This window comes from Metapseudomonas phytobenefica (assembly GCF_043392685.1).
Classification (GTDB): domain Bacteria; phylum Pseudomonadota; class Gammaproteobacteria; order Pseudomonadales; family Pseudomonadaceae; genus Metapseudomonas.
In genome coordinates, this window is record NZ_JBHZGM010000010.1 from 37,520 (window position 1) to 53,225 (window position 15,706).

The 15,706-nt window shown below is 66.7% G+C and carries 13 protein-coding genes; 8 read left to right on the forward strand and 5 right to left on the reverse strand.

The features are described from left to right. Positions 1–7: 7 nt before the first annotated feature. From ACFW0B_RS10775 to ACFW0B_RS10795, 5 genes are all read right to left on the reverse strand, one after another. Complete coding sequence (locus ACFW0B_RS10775; protein ID WP_449147904.1) at positions 8–1,300, reverse strand: MFS transporter; 1,293 nt, start codon at positions 1,298–1,300, stop codon at positions 8–10. A 66-nt stretch (positions 1,301–1,366) separates the two neighbouring features. Beyond that, positions 1,367–2,317 (reverse strand): sugar kinase, encoded by a 951-nt coding sequence (locus ACFW0B_RS10780; RefSeq protein WP_449147905.1) that lies wholly within the window; start codon positions 2,315–2,317, stop codon positions 1,367–1,369. Continuing rightward, positions 2,310–3,089 (reverse strand): sugar phosphate isomerase/epimerase family protein, encoded by a 780-nt coding sequence (locus tag ACFW0B_RS10785; RefSeq protein WP_449147906.1) that lies wholly within the window; start codon positions 3,087–3,089, stop codon positions 2,310–2,312. The genes ACFW0B_RS10780 and ACFW0B_RS10785 overlap by 8 nt, the downstream gene beginning before the upstream one ends. Before the next feature lie 64 nt (positions 3,090–3,153). Beyond that, positions 3,154–4,176 (reverse strand): LacI family DNA-binding transcriptional regulator, encoded by a 1,023-nt coding sequence (locus ACFW0B_RS10790; RefSeq protein WP_449147908.1) that lies wholly within the window; start codon positions 4,174–4,176, stop codon positions 3,154–3,156. Positions 4,177–4,359: 183 nt separating this feature from the next. After that, complete coding sequence (locus ACFW0B_RS10795; RefSeq protein WP_449147910.1) at positions 4,360–5,220, reverse strand: LysR family transcriptional regulator; 861 nt, start codon at positions 5,218–5,220, stop codon at positions 4,360–4,362. 532 nt (positions 5,221–5,752) lie between these two features. Between ACFW0B_RS10795 and ACFW0B_RS10800 the strand changes: the two genes are divergently transcribed. The 8 genes from ACFW0B_RS10800 to ACFW0B_RS10835 all read left to right on the forward strand — a co-directional run bounded on the left by ACFW0B_RS10800 (position 5,753) and on the right by ACFW0B_RS10835 (position 15,704). Further along, complete coding sequence (locus tag ACFW0B_RS10800) at positions 5,753–7,267, forward strand: FAD-dependent oxidoreductase (RefSeq protein WP_449147912.1); 1,515 nt, start codon at positions 5,753–5,755, stop codon at positions 7,265–7,267. A 63-nt stretch (positions 7,268–7,330) separates the two neighbouring features. Further along, on the forward strand, positions 7,331–8,182 hold the full coding sequence (locus tag ACFW0B_RS10805) for an HpcH/HpaI aldolase family protein (protein WP_449147914.1): 852 nt from the start codon (positions 7,331–7,333) through the stop codon (positions 8,180–8,182). 268 nt (positions 8,183–8,450) lie between these two features. Continuing rightward, on the forward strand, positions 8,451–9,650 hold the full coding sequence (locus ACFW0B_RS10810) for a siderophore biosynthesis protein PvsA (RefSeq protein WP_449147916.1): 1,200 nt from the start codon (positions 8,451–8,453) through the stop codon (positions 9,648–9,650). Beyond that, positions 9,647–11,425, forward strand: a complete 1,779-nt coding sequence (locus ACFW0B_RS10815) for an IucA/IucC family protein (protein WP_449147918.1) — start codon at positions 9,647–9,649, stop codon at positions 11,423–11,425. Before ACFW0B_RS10810 ends, ACFW0B_RS10815 begins: the two co-directional genes overlap by 4 nt. Next, positions 11,410–12,555, forward strand: a complete 1,146-nt coding sequence (locus tag ACFW0B_RS10820) for an MFS transporter (RefSeq protein WP_449147920.1) — start codon at positions 11,410–11,412, stop codon at positions 12,553–12,555. Before ACFW0B_RS10815 ends, ACFW0B_RS10820 begins: the two co-directional genes overlap by 16 nt. Further along, positions 12,552–14,303, forward strand: a complete 1,752-nt coding sequence (locus ACFW0B_RS10825; RefSeq protein WP_449147922.1) for an IucA/IucC family protein — start codon at positions 12,552–12,554, stop codon at positions 14,301–14,303. Before ACFW0B_RS10820 ends, ACFW0B_RS10825 begins: the two co-directional genes overlap by 4 nt. After that, the gene (locus ACFW0B_RS10830) at positions 14,300–15,484 is read left to right on the forward strand and encodes a type III PLP-dependent enzyme (RefSeq protein ID WP_449147924.1); all 1,185 of its coding nucleotides are present in this window, start codon (positions 14,300–14,302) and stop codon (positions 15,482–15,484) included. The genes ACFW0B_RS10825 and ACFW0B_RS10830 overlap by 4 nt, the downstream gene beginning before the upstream one ends. Continuing rightward, positions 15,474–15,704, forward strand: coding sequence for a helix-turn-helix domain-containing protein (locus ACFW0B_RS10835; RefSeq protein WP_449147926.1), 231 nt, complete (start codon positions 15,474–15,476; stop codon positions 15,702–15,704). The genes ACFW0B_RS10830 and ACFW0B_RS10835 overlap by 11 nt, the downstream gene beginning before the upstream one ends. Positions 15,705–15,706 lie beyond the last annotated feature (2 nt).

Genomic DNA, 15,706 nt, shown 5'->3' on the forward strand with positions numbered 1-15,706 from the left:
GAGTTTCCTATTGGCTTGTCGCCAGCCGGTGCTCGCGCTTGTGGACACGGCCGGAGTTCTGCGAGGGATTGAGCACAGCGGTGAGCGCAACGGCCATCAGCAATGCGCCGCACATGAACAGGTAGGAGGCACCGGGGCCACCGGTGGCACCATTGAGATAACCCACCAGCCAGGAGCCGGCGAAGGACCCCAGCGCGCCCATGCTGTTGATCAGCGCCATGGCGCCGCCGGCGACGTTGCTTGGCAACACTTCCGGCACGATGGCGAAGAACGGCCCATAGGGGGCATACATGCAGGCGCCGGCGACCACCAGCAGCACGTAGGAGATCCAGAAGTACTCGCTACCCAGGGCATAGGAGCCGTAGAAGGCCAGCGCGGCGATCAGCAGCGGCGGCCAGACGAAGCGCTTGCGCTTCTGCATGCGGTCCGAGGCCCAGGACACAACGAGCATGGCGATCACCGCCGCCAGGTAAGGCAGCGACGACAGCCAGCCGGCCTGGACGATATCGAGATTGGCGGCCTGCTTGAGGATCGACGGCAGCCAGAGCACGAAGCCGTACACACCGATGCTCCAGCAGAAGTACTGCAGCGAGAGGATGATCACCTTGGGCGAGCGGAACGCCTCGCGGTAGTTCTTCACCGGCTTGATGCCTTGCTGCTCGGCAGCCAGCGCTTCCTCCAGACGGACCTTGTCCTGGGCGCCGAGCCAGTTGGCCTGGGCCGGACGGTCATCCACCAGGCGCCACCAGAAGAAGGCCCAGATCACCGCCGGCAGGCCTTCGATGATGAACATCCAGCGCCAGTCGAACTGCTGCACCAGGTAGCCGGAGGCCACCGACATCCAGAGGATGGTCACCGGGTTGCCGAGGATCAGGAAGGTGTTGGCCCGCGAACGCTCGGCGCGGGTGAACCAGTGGCAGAGGTAGATCAGCATTGCCGGCATCACCGCCGCCTCAACCACACCGAGCAGGAAGCGGATGGCCACCAGCAGGTAGACGTCGCTGACCATCCCGGTCAGGGTCGCCAGGCCGCCCCAGAGGATCAGGCTGACGAAGATCAGCTTCTTCACACTGCGCTTCTCGGCGTAGATGGCACCGGGTACCTGGAAGAAGAAGTAGCCGAGGAAAAACAGCGCGCCGAGCAGCGAGGATAGCCCGGGGGTGATGTTGAGGTCCTCGGCCATCCCGGAGGCGGCGGCGAACCCGTAGTTGGCGCGGTCGAGGTACGCCAGGCTGTACGTGATGAACACGATCGGCATGATGTACCACCAACGGCGCGGGGCGAGGCGAGTCGATTGCATGGATGGGTCTCCTGAGCTTTTTGTTTTTGTTGCAACAGGTGCCGGCAATGCCGGTGATCAATGGGTTCAGGCGCTCCTGCGCCGGTCCTGCTCCTCCAGTTCCTGACGATGGGGCAGCCCCTCCATGTCGCCACGGGACTGCACGGCGCGGCTGCCGCACCAGTTTCCGCGCGCCACCGCGCGGGACAATTCAAGGCCTTCCAACAGCGCGCTCACCACGCCGACGGCAAAGGCGTCGCCGGCACCGACGGTATCCACCACCCTCGGCACCGGCACCGCAGGCACCCGGCCTTCGCCAGCCGCGCTGCGGTAATAGGCACCCTCCCCGCCCAGCTTGATCACCACGCGCTCCACCCCCTGATCCAGGTAGAAAGCGGCGATGTCCGCCGGCGCTTGCCGGCCAGTGAGCAGACGACCCTCTTCCAGGCCCGGCAGCACCCAGTTGGCTTTCAGCGCCAGCGCATTGATTTCGCGGATCATGGTGAGGCGATCGGGCCACAGCGAGGGACGCAGGTTGGGGTCGAAGGAAACGCTGCGGCCGGCGGCGCGCATGGCATCCAGGAGTGCATGGGAGAGCGCCCGGCAGCTCGGCGACAACGCTGGGGGGATGCCGGTGGCGTGCAGGTGGCGCGCCTGCAGCAATTGCGGACCAATCAGCGCCGGCGACAGTTGGCTGGCAGCTGAATGACGACGGAAGTACTCCACCGCAGGGTCGCTGCCATCGTCGCAGCGCGCCTTCAGCTGAAAGCCGGTGGGATGCTTCGGGTCGATTTCGACGGAGGTGCAATCCAGGCCTTCCCGGCGCAGGCTGGCGAGCACGAAGCGCCCCAGGGAGTCGTCGCCGACCCGGCTCAGCCAACGCACGTTGAAGCCGAGCCGCGCCAGGCCAATGGCCACGTTGCTGTCGGCACCGGCGATGCGCTTGCCGAACAGCTCGACATCAGCCAGGTCACCGGTCTGTTCGGCAACGAACATGGCCATGGTCTCGCCGAAGCAGAGCACGTCATGTTCAGCCATGACTCACCTCCGGACTCAGGCCGAGGCGAGACAGGCTGGTCACCTGGGCGCGGGTCAGCACCAGCAGGTCATCCCCTTCCAGGGGGAACTCCACGGCGCGCGTCACCCCGGGAGTGAACTCGCCCAGCAAGCCATCCCATTCGCCCAGGTCAGCCGCCAGCGGCGGCACGGCCACCAGGCGACCATCGTCGCGGCGGCGTACGGCCTTGCAATGCACATAGCGCACCCAGCGCCCGAGCTGACGCGCCGCCTGCCGCGGGGATTCCCCCTGCCAGTGCCAATTGCCGATATCGAAGGTCATCCCCAACGGCATTCCCAGCTCCTCGACCCGCTGGAAGAACCGCAGCAGGGGCTCGATGCGCCCGCCCTGCGGGGTCTGGTCGTTCTCCACCAGAAGCGCAGGGCCGCCTTGCGCCAGCAGCGGGCGCAGGGCCTCGACATCGCAGGCGTCGCCGTAGTGGCCCAGGGAAACCTTCAGCGCCACGGCGCCAAGGGCGCGCGCCCGTTGCAGGCGATCCGCCAGGCACGGGGCCTGTTGACCGTCCGCCGTCCACAGTTCGATGGGTGAGGAGTACAGGCATTCCAGCTGCAGCATGCGCATGGACTCGGAAAGCGCCACCGTGTCCGGCGCCCGCTCGAAGAGCTCCTCGCGCAGCTCGACGCGAGTCGCGCCGGCACTGGCCAGCAGGCCCAGGAAATCTTCCTGTCCGCGCTGCCGGACCAGGTCGGCGCCGTAGCTGGAAAGGCTGATGGAAACAGGGTTCTGGAGCATTGTTGTTATCCTATGAAACCGGTTTCATTTCTAGCTGAACAAAAGGCTGAACCGCTGCCCCTGTTCAGCCACGTGGGTGGGTGGAACCTCGGATGCTGAGTTCAGCCTTGAAATCGATGCGGCGTGCCTCGGCTTCGTCGCCGCGCAGTCGGTCCAGCAGGCATTCGAAAGCCGTCACGCCGATACGCTGGGTGGGTTGCGCCAGCGCCGTGATGCCGCTGCCAACCAGGGGATACCAGTCCAGTTCGTCGAGGGCGATCAGGCCGACATCCGCGAACAGCTGGCAGCCCTGCTCGCGCAGGGCGCGGGTGGCCGCCAGGGTGGCCACGCCGTTGAAGGTGAACAGTGCCTGCGGACCATGACCGTTGGAGCCGAGGAAGGCGCGGAGGCGGTCGTCGAGGTCGCCGGCGATTTCCAGCACCTGCCCGCGCATTCCCCGCCGGCGCTTGATCGAGTCGCCGAACGCCTGCACGCGTTCGAGGCGGGAACTGGTGCCGTCCAGTGGTTCGCTGATCGCCAGGATGTCGCGATAACCGCGCTCCTGCAGATGGTCCAGGGCCTGCTCGACAGCGTCGGTATTGTCCAGGCCGACCAGGTCGACGTTCAGTTCGGGAATCTGGCGGTCCACCAGGACCATGGGGATGTCGCGCCGAAGGGTGAGCAGTTCGCCCGGGTGGTGGCCGAGGGTATTAACGATCAGCCCCTCGACGTTGTAGGACTGCAGCGCCTCCAGATGGTGGCGCTCCTGGTCGTCATCGCGATTGGTATTGCACACCACCAGGCTGTAGCCGTGCTGACGGCAGGCAGTTTCCACGCCGTGCATCACTGCTACTGAATAGGGGTTGAGGATGTCCGCCACCAGCATGCCGATCAATCGCGTCTGCCCCCGCTTCAGGCCCCTGGCCATCTGGTTCGGACGGTAGCCCAGGCGATTGATCACCTCTTCGATGCGCCGCGCGGTGGCGTCGGCCAGCAACTGGCGGTCACCACCGATGTAGCGGGAAACCGTGGCCTTGGACACGCCAGCGACCCGCGCGACTTCGCTGATGGTGACCCGCGGGCTGGATGATAGAGGGGTATCGGCCATCGGTGTTCCCTTTGTGGTTATTGTCGGTGACGGCGAATGAAACCGGTTTCAATAAATCAGGGAAACTTCCCACTGTCAAATTTCTGGTCCATTCGACCTTGGCCTCCAGGCCGCCACTTTCACCGACCAGCGTCCGGCGTTGGCATCGCCCCCGCACTGCAGCGCCACGCTGGCGACGGCCTGTCACGCATGCTGCTGCAGAATCTCCGCGGTCACTTCACGCACGATCTGCAGCACAAGCCCCAGCGTTTCAGGTTGCGGATCGGCCGGATACACCAGATACGCCGGCAGGCGGAAGTCCGGCGCGTCGGGATGCCGATGCAGCTGCCCCGCGCTTAGCGCCTGCCTGACCAGGCGCAGAGGAAAATACCCGGCGCCGCCAGCCGACAAAATGTGGGTCAGGCCCAGCCAGCCGATGTTGGAGCTCAACCCGGCACCGAGGAAGTCGGGAAACGCAGCGCTGTGCTTGCGGGCGAACTCGGGTCCCCAGTCGATGTACACATAGTTCTCACCGGGCGGGCTGGACTGGTCGTCGCTGGTGGTCACGTACACCAGCTGCTCTTCCAGCAACGGTTCAACCACCAGCCCGGGCCGGCTTTGCGGCGTGTACATGACCCCGATACTGGTGCGCCCCTCGACCAGCCCTTGAATGAGCTCATCTTCGAAGGCCATTTCGGCGCGTATGGCGATGTCGGGCACGGCCTTGCGGATTCGCGGCAGACAGGCGAACAGCAGATCGTCCCAAAGCCCGAAACGACCACCAATGGTCACGGACGCCCGAAAGCCCAGGGCCACGCCGATGTCCTGGCGCGCGCGTTCCACAGTCCGCACCAGGGTGGTGGCGAAGGGGTGAAAGGAAAGGCCCGCCGGGGTGAGTGTCGTGCCGGCTTTGTTGCGCACGAACAGGCTACAGCCGAGCTGCTCCTCCAGTGCGGCGATGCGGGCGCTGACGGTCGATTGCGTGACGAACAGCCGCGAGGCGGCATTGCGGAAGTTTCCCGCCGCGATGACGGTGAGAAAGGTTCGGGCAAGTTCGGTATCCATAAGCGGCACCTCCTCGATCGGCGATCAGGCGTGCCCGCTGCCCCTTCGGGCAACAAGGACTCCACACACCAAATGGATTCGATAACACCGATATTTACGGCCGATTTTTATCGTTATTCAAATTCATAGGGGCGGCGTAACGTCGGAAGTGACATCCAGACATGGCTCTTGCCGAGGAGGTCGAAAATGCATTTGCTAGGCTCACAAGACCGGCAGTCCCTGCGCAGCATCGCGATGGTGCTGATGGGTTTCCTGATGGTCGTTGGCGCATTGATCGTTGTTGCAATGGTGCTTGGTTGAGCGCACGGGAATTGCCGGAATCTGTCCAGATGATCGCCCTGTATGGGCCGAAACCGTGGGCTTCCACGAAACCGGCTTGGCGGGTCGCCTGCCACGCCGGTTGTTTTCCAACGTAGTCGCGCGGGTGCGCGAAGCACCCGCGACGATCCCTCCGGGTCCGGCGCCTCCCTGCCGCTCTCCGTGCAGAACGCTTGCAACCCGGACGGATCGTCCACATCAAAGGAGTCACCCCATGGCTCACTCCGATTCCCTCCCCGCCGGTCCCGACCTGACCCTGGGCGTGCCCTTGTCCAGGGTGCCCGCCACCGGCGTGCTCGCCGGCCACGTCGAAGGCAACCCGGTCCTGCTGGTGCGACTGGACGATGGCTTCCATGCGGTCAGCGGTCTCTGTACCCACTATGGCGCGCCGCTGGCCGATGGCCTGGTGGTCGATGACGAGGTTCGCTGCCCGTGGCACCACGCGTGCTTCAGCCTGCGTACGGGTGCGGCCCTGCGGGCGCCCGCCTTCGCGGCGCTGGGAACCTGGCAGGTGGAGATCGTCGGCGAGAGCGTATTCGTGCGCGGCGCGGAAACCGCCACTCAGCCGTCACCGCCCAGCGCCCTACCCAACCAGCCCGGACGAATCCTGATCGTCGGTGGTGGTGCCGCGGGGTTCGCCGCTGCAGAGCGGCTGCGTGAACTGGGTTATGCCGGAGCCTTGTCGATGCTGAGCGCCGATGCGTCGGCGCCCTATGACCGGCCCAATCTGTCCAAGGACTACCTCGCCGGAACCGCACCAGAGGACTGGATTCCGCTGCAGGGCCCGGAGTTCTACGCCGATCGGGAGATCGACCTGCGCCTCGGCTGCAACGTCACCACGATCGATACCCGTGCACGGGAAGTGCTGACCGGATCGAGTGAACGGCTGGCCTACGACGCCCTGCTCATCGCCACGGGTGCGGAACCACGGCGTCTGCCCGTCCCCGGGTTCGACCTTCCCAACGTGTTCATGCTGCGCTCGCTGGCCGATGCCCGCTCGATCATTGCAGCAAGCCAGGGGGCGAGTTCGGTCGCCCTGATCGGCGCAGGCTTTATCGGCATGGAGGCAGCAGCCGCGCTGCGGGCGCGCGGGCTTGAGGTGCACGTGGTGGCCCCTGAGGAGGTGCCGCTGGAGCGTGTGCTGGGCCTGGAAGTGGGTGGTTTCCTCACCCGCTTGCACCAGGAGCAGGGCGTAGTGTTCCACCTGCGCTCGGCGGCCAAAGCCTTCGATGGCAAGACACTCACACTGGCCGACGACACCCGGATTGCCGCCGACCTGCTGATCGTCGGCGCAGGTGTCGCGCCGCGCACCGAACTTGCAGCCACGGCCGGCATGGCCGTGCAGGACGGCATCCTCGTCGATCCCTACCTGGAGACTTCGGTCTCCGGCCATTTCGCCGCTGGTGATGTCGCGCGCTTTCAGTACGGCGCGGAGCTGATCCGGGTCGAGCACTGGGTCCATGCCCAGCGGCAGGGCCAGGCTGCCGCGGCCAATATGCTGGGTGCCGGGCGGGCGTTCACGGATGTGCCGTATTTCTGGACGAACCACTACGGGCTGGATCTTCGCTATAGCGGACACGCGCACAGTTGGGACGAAGTCCGCATCGACGGCTCCCTGGAGAAGCAGGACTTCACGGCGCGCTTCTTCCGTGCGGGAGCACTCCTCGCGGCGGCCTCGGTCGGGCGTGATCTGGAGAATCTGACCATCGAGGCGACGTTGCAGGGTTGACCGCGCCGCTCCGGTCCGGTCCACCGGCTCTTCCCCGGCGGCTCGGATCGCCGGCGCAGCTAATTGCGAAACACTCGCAATACGCCTTTACATTTCATTTACAACGATTATCATTTGCAAACGCTTATTAATAATTGGATTGCCATGATTCGTCAGTCCCCCGTCCTTGAACGATTGGATCAAGGCGGTTTCGTCTTCGGTCTGCTCAATTCCGTCCCCTCTCCCCTGCTCTGCGAGATGATCGCCCACGCGGGTTATCACTTCGTGATCCTCGACATGGAGCACCTGTTGCGCTCCGGGGATGAGCTGATGCATTGCCTGCGCGCCTGCGAGTCGGCCGGCATTTCGCCCTGGCTGCGCGTGCCGGAAGTCGACGCCAAGCTGATCGGCCGTGCGCTGGACGCCGGCGTAGAAGCCATTGTGCTACCGCGCGTCGAAAACGCCGAAGAAGTCGCGCGCGCGGTTTCGGCCGCATTCTTTCCGCCCCGGGGCACGCGCGGCATCACCGGCGGCAGGGTGACCGGCTTCGGCCGCCTGCCCCTGGCGTCCTATATCGAAAGAGCCAATCAGGCACGCCCCATCGTACCGATGATCGAAAGCACGGCCGGCGTTCAAGCCCTGCCTGAAATCCTTCAGTTGTCCGGGATCGGCATGGTCCTCGAAGGTGCGCTTGATCTGGCCCTTGACCTCCAGCTGGGCCCCGACCCGCTGCATCCGCGCGTCTGGCAGAGCCTTCAGGACATGGCGCAAGCCTGCATCGCCGCAGGTGTCCCGTTCTGCGCCAATCCGCGTACCCCGGAACAACACCGGCATTGGCAGGCACTGGGCATTCGAAGCTACCTGGCCGGCGAAGACCGCGGCCTGCTGCATGGCGCGCTCAAGGCACGCCTGGCCAGCCTTCAACCGTCCCCCTGAAACCTGAAGCAGTCTGGATGACAACGGCATGTCAGTTATGCGCCCTTCCCCGTGGTTTCCCACTACTGAAGATCGAACCCATTCCGCGGTATCGACTCGCCAGCCCACGCCCGGACGCTTCTTGAGCCCGGGCATCAGCAACCGCTTCTAACCCACACCCGCACGCTCCAATTGCCTGCCGTCGCCAGCCCTCGCGGCTTGCCGGCAGGCGCCCCAAAACCGTCGTCCGATCGTCCGGAGGGACGATCTCTGCCCGCAGGAGGCTTCCATGCAACGCCCGCTCGTGATCCTGACCCACATCGTCCACCCCGCCATCACCGAGGGATTCCTTCCAGCCGCGCGCAAACGCGGGCTGCCGATAGTGCTGATCAGTGATCACGCCCAGGCGCACAGACGTGCGCTGGCCTCAGCCGGTCATCCTGCCGAAGGCCTAGAAATCCTCGAGTGCGACGTGTTCAACCCGCTTGCCGTGATCGAGCTGCTCAACGCCCACGGCCTGCGCCCGCAGGCCGTGTTCTGCAACAGCGATCACCTGCAGACGGCCACCGCCCTGGTGGCAGAAACCTTCGGCTGTCCCGGCAAGGACTGGCAGCTGTGCTACGCCGCCAAGAACAAGGCGGCGATGCGCGAACGCCTGCAGCGGCTCGGCCTCCCCGGCCCGTGGTTCCACGTCCTCACGGCTGGCGGCAAGGTGCCCGCCGATGCGCCCTTCCCCCTGGTCGCCAAGCCTCGCGAGGGCGTCGCCAGCCTCGACGTGCGCCTGTGCCACAGCGCCGACGAACTGAACGCCTACTGCGCTCAGTTCTGGCAACACAATCCCGGCCGCGCGCTGCTGCTGGAGGCCTATCTGGAAGGCCCGCTGTTCACCCTGGAAACCCTCGGCGACGGCCAGCGCCTGCGTGCCATCGGCGGCTTCGACGTGACCCTTTCGCCGCCACCGTATTTCGTCGAGCTGGCCGCGCGCTGGAACGGCCAGCTCTGCCGTGAACACCGCGCCGCGGCCCTGGCCCAGGTGGCTGCGTTCGGCATCAATTTCGGAGTCTGCCACAGCGAATTCATCCTCACCGCCCAGGGGCCCGTGCTGGTGGAAATCAACTACCGCAGCATCGGCGACGGCCGCGAGTTCCTCCTTGACCGCCTGCTGCCGCAAGGCTGGTTCGATCGCATCCTCGCCCTGCACCTGGGCGAGCCGCTGGCGGATGCCCATGACAGTGGCGCCGAGGCCCTGGTGCATTACCTGGTGGCCGAACGGGCCGGCCGCCTGCTGGAAGCCCCCGGCAGCTTCCAGCACGAGTACGACGGCCACTGGAGCGACTACCGCGCCCTGCACCAGCCAGGCGACGAAATCCGCCTCAGCAATTCCAACAAGGATTACCTCGGCGTCCTGCGGCTTATCGCGCCCAACGCCAGCCGCCTGGACGCACGCCTGGCCACCGCCCTGGCCGACCTGCGCTGGGTGCTGGCATGAGCCGCGTCGCCAGCAGCGCAGACAAGGCGTCGATCGCCCTGCGCATCATCGACTGCTGCCTGCGCGAAGACATCCGCGGTCTGCTCAGCCAGGGCCAGGTGCGCGAGATTCCAGCCGAGCTGGCCAGCCACTGGCCGCAAGCCCCGGCGCAGGACTGGCTCTGCGTCAGCCACCTGGGCAGCGGCGAGCTCTGGCTGCCACTGCGCCGCGGCGGCCCCCTGCAGGCCTGGAGCGCCAAAGCCGACGCCTGGCTCTGGCGCCGCGAGGACGAGGTCCGCATCGAACAGGGCTATGACCTTTGGCTCGAACACCTCGGCCAGGGCCTGGACCCCGATAGCCTGGCGCGCTTCGCCGCCTATCGTGACGAGGCCGACTGCGCCGCCCTGCATCGCGGCCTCTGCCGCGAGGCCTACCAGGCACAGGCAGGCAGCCTGGCCAAGATCCTCGATGAAGCGTCCTGGGGCCAGCGGCTGCTCGGCATCGACCGCATCGCCAGCTACCTCGACCACCCCTTCTACCCCACAGCCCGCGCCAAGAGCGGCTTCGACCAGGCCGCCCTGCAAGGCTACGCGCCGGAATTCGCCCCGCGCTTCACCCTCAACTGGCTGGCCGTCCCGAAAAGCGATCTCAGCCTCAGCAGCCCGGCGCCGGCCCATTGGCCGAGCTTCGGTGAACTCGGCCTGGACGCGGGCCTGGCCGCCAGTCACGCCCTGCTGCCCGTGCATCCGCTGACCTGGCCGCTGCTGGAGCAATACGGCCTGCCCGCAGGCTGCATCAAGGCCCCGCGCAGCGCCCTGCTAGTGGAACCGACGCTCTCCGTGCGCACCCTGGTCTGTGTTGAGCACCCGCACTGCCACATCAAGCTGCCCCTGCTGGTCAGCACCCTCGGCGCCCGCAACCTGCGGCTGATCAAACCGAGCACCTTGTACGACGGCCACTGGTTCCAGACCACCCTGCAAGCGCTCGCCGCGCGCGACCCGGAGCTGGGCCGGCGCTACCTGCACGTGGATGAGCGGCATGGCGGGCACGCCGGGGAACACAAGCACCTGGCCTACATCGTCCGGCGCTACCCGGCCGAACTGGCCGAGGCCACCCTGGTACCGGTCGCCGCCCTGGCCAGCCCGCTGCCGGATGGCCGGCTGTTCGTCGAAGCGCTGGTCGAGCGCTTCCATGCCGGCGACCTGCAGGGCTGGCTGACCGATTACCTCGACCTGCTGCTGCACGTGCATCTGCGCCTGTGGCTGCGCTACGGCATTGCCCTGGAAGCCAACCAGCAGAACGCTGTGCTCATCCTGCAGGATGGCCGGCCCATGCGCCTGCTGATGAAGGACAACGACGCCGCACGCCTCTGGCCCGAACGCTTTGCCCGGGCCTGCCCCGACCTCGCGAGCCTGCCCGCCGCGCTGCGGGACGAACGCATTCGCGTAGCCGACAGCCAGCCGCTGGCGGAAATGTTCTGCACCATCACCTTGCAGCTGAACATGGTCGCCCCGCTGGAGGCGATCGCCGATGCCGGCCTGGCATCGCGCGAAACGCTCTACGCGACCCTGCGCCAGCGCCTGCTCACCTGCATCGAGCAGCTGGAGAGCCAGGGCCTGGACTGCGGCGAGGCCAGGGACTTCCTGCTGGACAGCCCGACCCTGCCGGTGAAGTACTTGCTGAGCGCCGGCAGCCTGTTCAGCAAGGCACAGTCCGGGGCGCGGGACATCAACAAGTTCTACGGCTACAGCGCGGCGAACTTCCTGCTGGAGGCTCAACCATGCCGCGCCGACTGATCGCCAGCGTTCTGCTTGGCCACTACCTCTCCGCCTTTACGGCCCTGGGCATTCCGCTGTACCTGCCGCGCATCCTCGCCGATCTGGCGCCGGATGCGCCGGCCTGGAGCATCGGCGTGCTGTTCATCCTGCCGACCCTGTGCACCGCCCTGGCTGCGCCGCTCTGGGGCCAGCTGGCTGACCGCCATGGCTGCCGACTGTCGCTGCTTCGCGCCCATGCCGGACTTTGCGCCGGATTCCTGCTGGCCGGCTTCAGCCCCAACCTCACGGTGTTCGTGCTGGCACTGGTGATCCAGGGCACCTTTGGCGGCGCCATGGCGGCATCCAATGCCTACCTGGCCACCCAGCTCAAGGGCGGCAGCCTCTCCCGGGCGCTGAACTGGACCCAGTATTCGGCACGCCTGGCGATGATCAGCGGGCCGATCCTGCTTGGCCTGCTCACGGCCAGCGGCATGGGCCTGGAGCTCTACCGGACGCTGGCCTGGCTGCCGCTGCTGGCCTTCGTGCTGATCCTGCTGCTGCCGGCCGATGCGCCCCGGCGCCAGGCCGGTGCCAATGCCAGGGGCGAGCAGCCCGGGCGGATGCCGGACGACCTGCCGCGCCTGCTGGCGGTGCAATTCCTGTTCAGCTTCGCCATGGTGGTGACCTTCCCCTACTTCGTCCCCTACGGCGAAGCGCTAGGGCTGCGCAACGATGCGCTCATCGGCCTGCTCTACAGCCTGCCGCACCTGGTCTACCTGCTGGCCCTGCCGTGGGCCCAGCGCCAGGCCGCCAACCTGCTCCTGCCGGGCCTCGCCCTGCTGGCCCTGGCCAACGCCCTGCAATTCTGGACCAGCCAGCCCGAGTCGCTGTTCGCGCTGCGCCTGCTCAGCGGCGCCGGGATGCTGCTGGGCTTCATCGGCCTGCATCGCTGCCTCAGCCAGCGCAGCCGCCACGGCGGCGTCGGGCGTCTATTCGGCTGGTATGACTCCAGCGGCAAATGGGCCGGCGCTGCCGCCGGCGCCAGCGCAGGTCTGGTCAGCCAGAGCTGCGGCATCGCCTCCCCCTTCCTGGTCGCCAGCCTGGCCGCCGTCGCGGCGCTGGTACTGGCGCGTCCCTTGCTCACCGCCACGCGGGAGATAACTGCATGAACCTTGCGAACAATCTGGCTTCCCTTCACGAACGCACGCTCGACGGCGATGCCCAGCGGCACGCCATCGAATGCCTGATCAATTGCTACCTGCGCGAGTACGCGCTGCCCCGTGGCGAGGCCAGCCTCGACGCCCGGGATCACGACCTGCCAATGAGCTTGCGCCAGCTCGCCGGCAAGCGCGTGTGTATCCACCTGCCGGCGGGACGCCTGGCCCTGCTGGCCGACCGCACCAGCGTGCTCGGCCGCTGCCGTTTCGTCAGCGCGCCCTACTACAAAGGCAACGGCCAAGGCTGGCGCCCCCTTGGCGCCCTGGAGCTGGCGCACCTGCTGCTCGCCCCGCTGACCAGCGGCGAACGCCATGGCGAGCTGATGCAACAGATCGGCAACAGCCTGCACATCACCCGCACCTTCCTGCGCCACGTCGTACCTGCCAACCAGCAACCAGACGACAGCCTGTTGCGTTCGGAGCAGCACCAGGTATGGGGCCACGCCTTGCACCCGACGCCCAAGAGCCGCGAGGGCGTGGACCTGGATGCGCTGCTGGCCTGCTCACCCGAAGTAGGCGCCTGCTTCGCCCTGCATTGGTTCCGTGTCGACCCGGCCCTGGTTCGCCATCAGGGCAACGACCCGCGCGACACCCTGCGACAGCTCAGCGGCGGTGACGACCTCTACCCCTGCCACCCCTGGGAAGTGCAGCGCATTCTCGCCAATCCGCTGGTGCAGCGGGCACAGGCACAGGGGCTGATGGAGTACCTCGGCGCCCAGGGCCTCGCGCTTTACCCCACCTCATCGGTGCGGACCCTGTACCACCCGGATCTGGAGTATTTCCTCAAGTTCTCGGTGCACGTGCGGCTGACCAATTGCGTGCGCAAGAACGCCTGGTACGAGCTGGACAGCGCCGTTGCCCTGACCCGCTTGCTGACGCCGGTCATGGACGAACTGGCCGAGGCGCGGCCGGGTTTCGAGCTGATGCCCGAGCCCGCCGCCAGTACCCTCGACCTCAGCGCCCTGGGCGATCCGGAAGCGGCCCGCGACGTCACCGAATGCTTCGGCATCCTCTACCGACGGAACCTGGATCCGGCGCGCCGCGCTGCGCTCCAGCCGCAGGTGGCCATGGCGCTGTTCACCTGGGACCTGCACGGCCACAGCGTATGCCGCCAGCGTGTACGCCAGTGTGCCGAACGCCTTGGCCTGTCCCCGGCTCAGGCCACCCTGCTCTGGCTGGAGCGCTACGCCGACCTGCTGCTTGGCGGTGTGCTGCACTGCCTGTTCCGCCATGGCGTGGTACTGGAGCCGCACCTGCAAAACACCGTCCTCGGCTTCGACGCCGACGACCTGCCCAGCCGCGTCTGGGTCCGCGACCTGGAGGGAACCAAGCTGGTCCCCGAGCATTGGCCGCAGTCGCGCCTGGAGCACCTCGACGAGCGCACCCGCGCCTCCCTTTACTACAGCGCCGACAAGGCCTGGAAGCGATTCGCCTACTGCGCCCTGGTGAACAACCTGGGCGAAGCGATTTTCCACCTCTCCGACGGCCAGGCCGCACTGGAACAGCGCCTGTGGCAGCGCGTCGGCCAGCAGTTGGAGCAGCTCTGCGAGGAACTCGGTCACCCGGAGCCGTTGCGCGGCCTGTGCGCCGGTGCGGCGTTGCCCAGCAAGGAAAACTTCATGACCCGCCTGATGCAGCGCGCCGACCGCGACGCCGGCTACACCACCCTGCCCAACCCCTTCTGCGGAGCCCGCCCATGAGCCTTCCCGCGCGTATCACCGCTGCCATCGACAAACTTCGGGGCAACCGCCGCGACCCGCTGTGTGCCTACCTGTATGACCTGCCAGCCCTGGAGCAGCGCGTGCGTGCCATGCGCGCCGTGCTGCCCGCGGGCTGCGAACTTTTCTACGCCGCCAAGGCCAACCCGGAAGTCCCCATCCTGCGCACCCTGGCACCGCTGGTGGATGGATTCGAGGCCGCTTCCGGCGGCGAACTGGCCTGGCTGCATGAGCACTGCCCGGGCCAGCCGCTGATCTTCGGCGGCCCCGGCAAGCTCGACAGCGAATTGGATGCCGCGCTGGACTGCCGGATCGACGCCTTCCACGTGGAGAGCGTGCACGAATTGCGGCGCCTGGCGCGGCTCGCCGCTGTACGGGGCCTACGTGCCCCGGTGCTGCTGCGGCTCAACCTGAAGCTGGCCGAGGCACCGGACAGCCGTCTGGTGATGGGCGGCAAGCCCACGCCTTTCGGCCTCGATGAAGACGCACTGGACGAAGCCCTGGCACTGCTGCGCCAGGAGCCCGCCCTGGAGCTCAAGGGCCTGCATTTTCACCTGCTCTCCCACCAGCTGGACGTGGCGGCCCACCTGCAGCTGATCCGCGCCTACTGCCAGACGTTCCGCCGCATCTGCCGCGAGCAGGATTTGCAGCTTCCGCTACTGAACGTGGGCGGTGGCATGGGCATCAACTATCAGCACCCCGAAAGCTCCTTCGACTGGCCGCGTTTCTGCCAGGGCCTGGCCGGGATACTGGCGGAGGAAGGCATGGCGGACACCCGCATCCGCTTCGAAATCGGCCGCTTCATCAGCGCCGCCTGCGGCTACTACCTGATGCAGGTGCTCGACATCAAACGCAACCACGGCCAGTACTTCGCCGTCGCCCGTGGCGGCACCCACCACTTCCGCACCCCGGCCGCCCAGGGCCACGACCACCCCTTCGTGGTACTGCGCGGCGAGCGCGCAGCGGACCTGCAAGACCAGGCGGTCACCCTGGTCGGCCAGTTGTGCACGCCAAAGGACGTATTGGCCCGCCAGCACCCCGTCAACGAACTTGCCGTCGGCGATCTGCTGGTGTTCACCCACGCGGGCGCCTACGCCTGGAATATCTCTCACCAGAGATTTCTGATGCATGAGCCGCCGGAAATGATCTTCCTTGCGGAGTGACGGTCGGCATTGCTTTCCGCTTCCTGCCACACCGGGGCCAGCCACACATCCAGAGAGGCATGACTGGCGGCGCTGGAATGTCAGCGCCGCGGCGCGTGAATTGGGCATGTCACGCCCGACCCTGTATCGCTGGATGAAACTGCATCACATCGTGAGGGGTGACTCACGACGGGGAGGTATGAGTCATCCTGAAACAACCAGCGCTCTGAAACATGGCTGAAG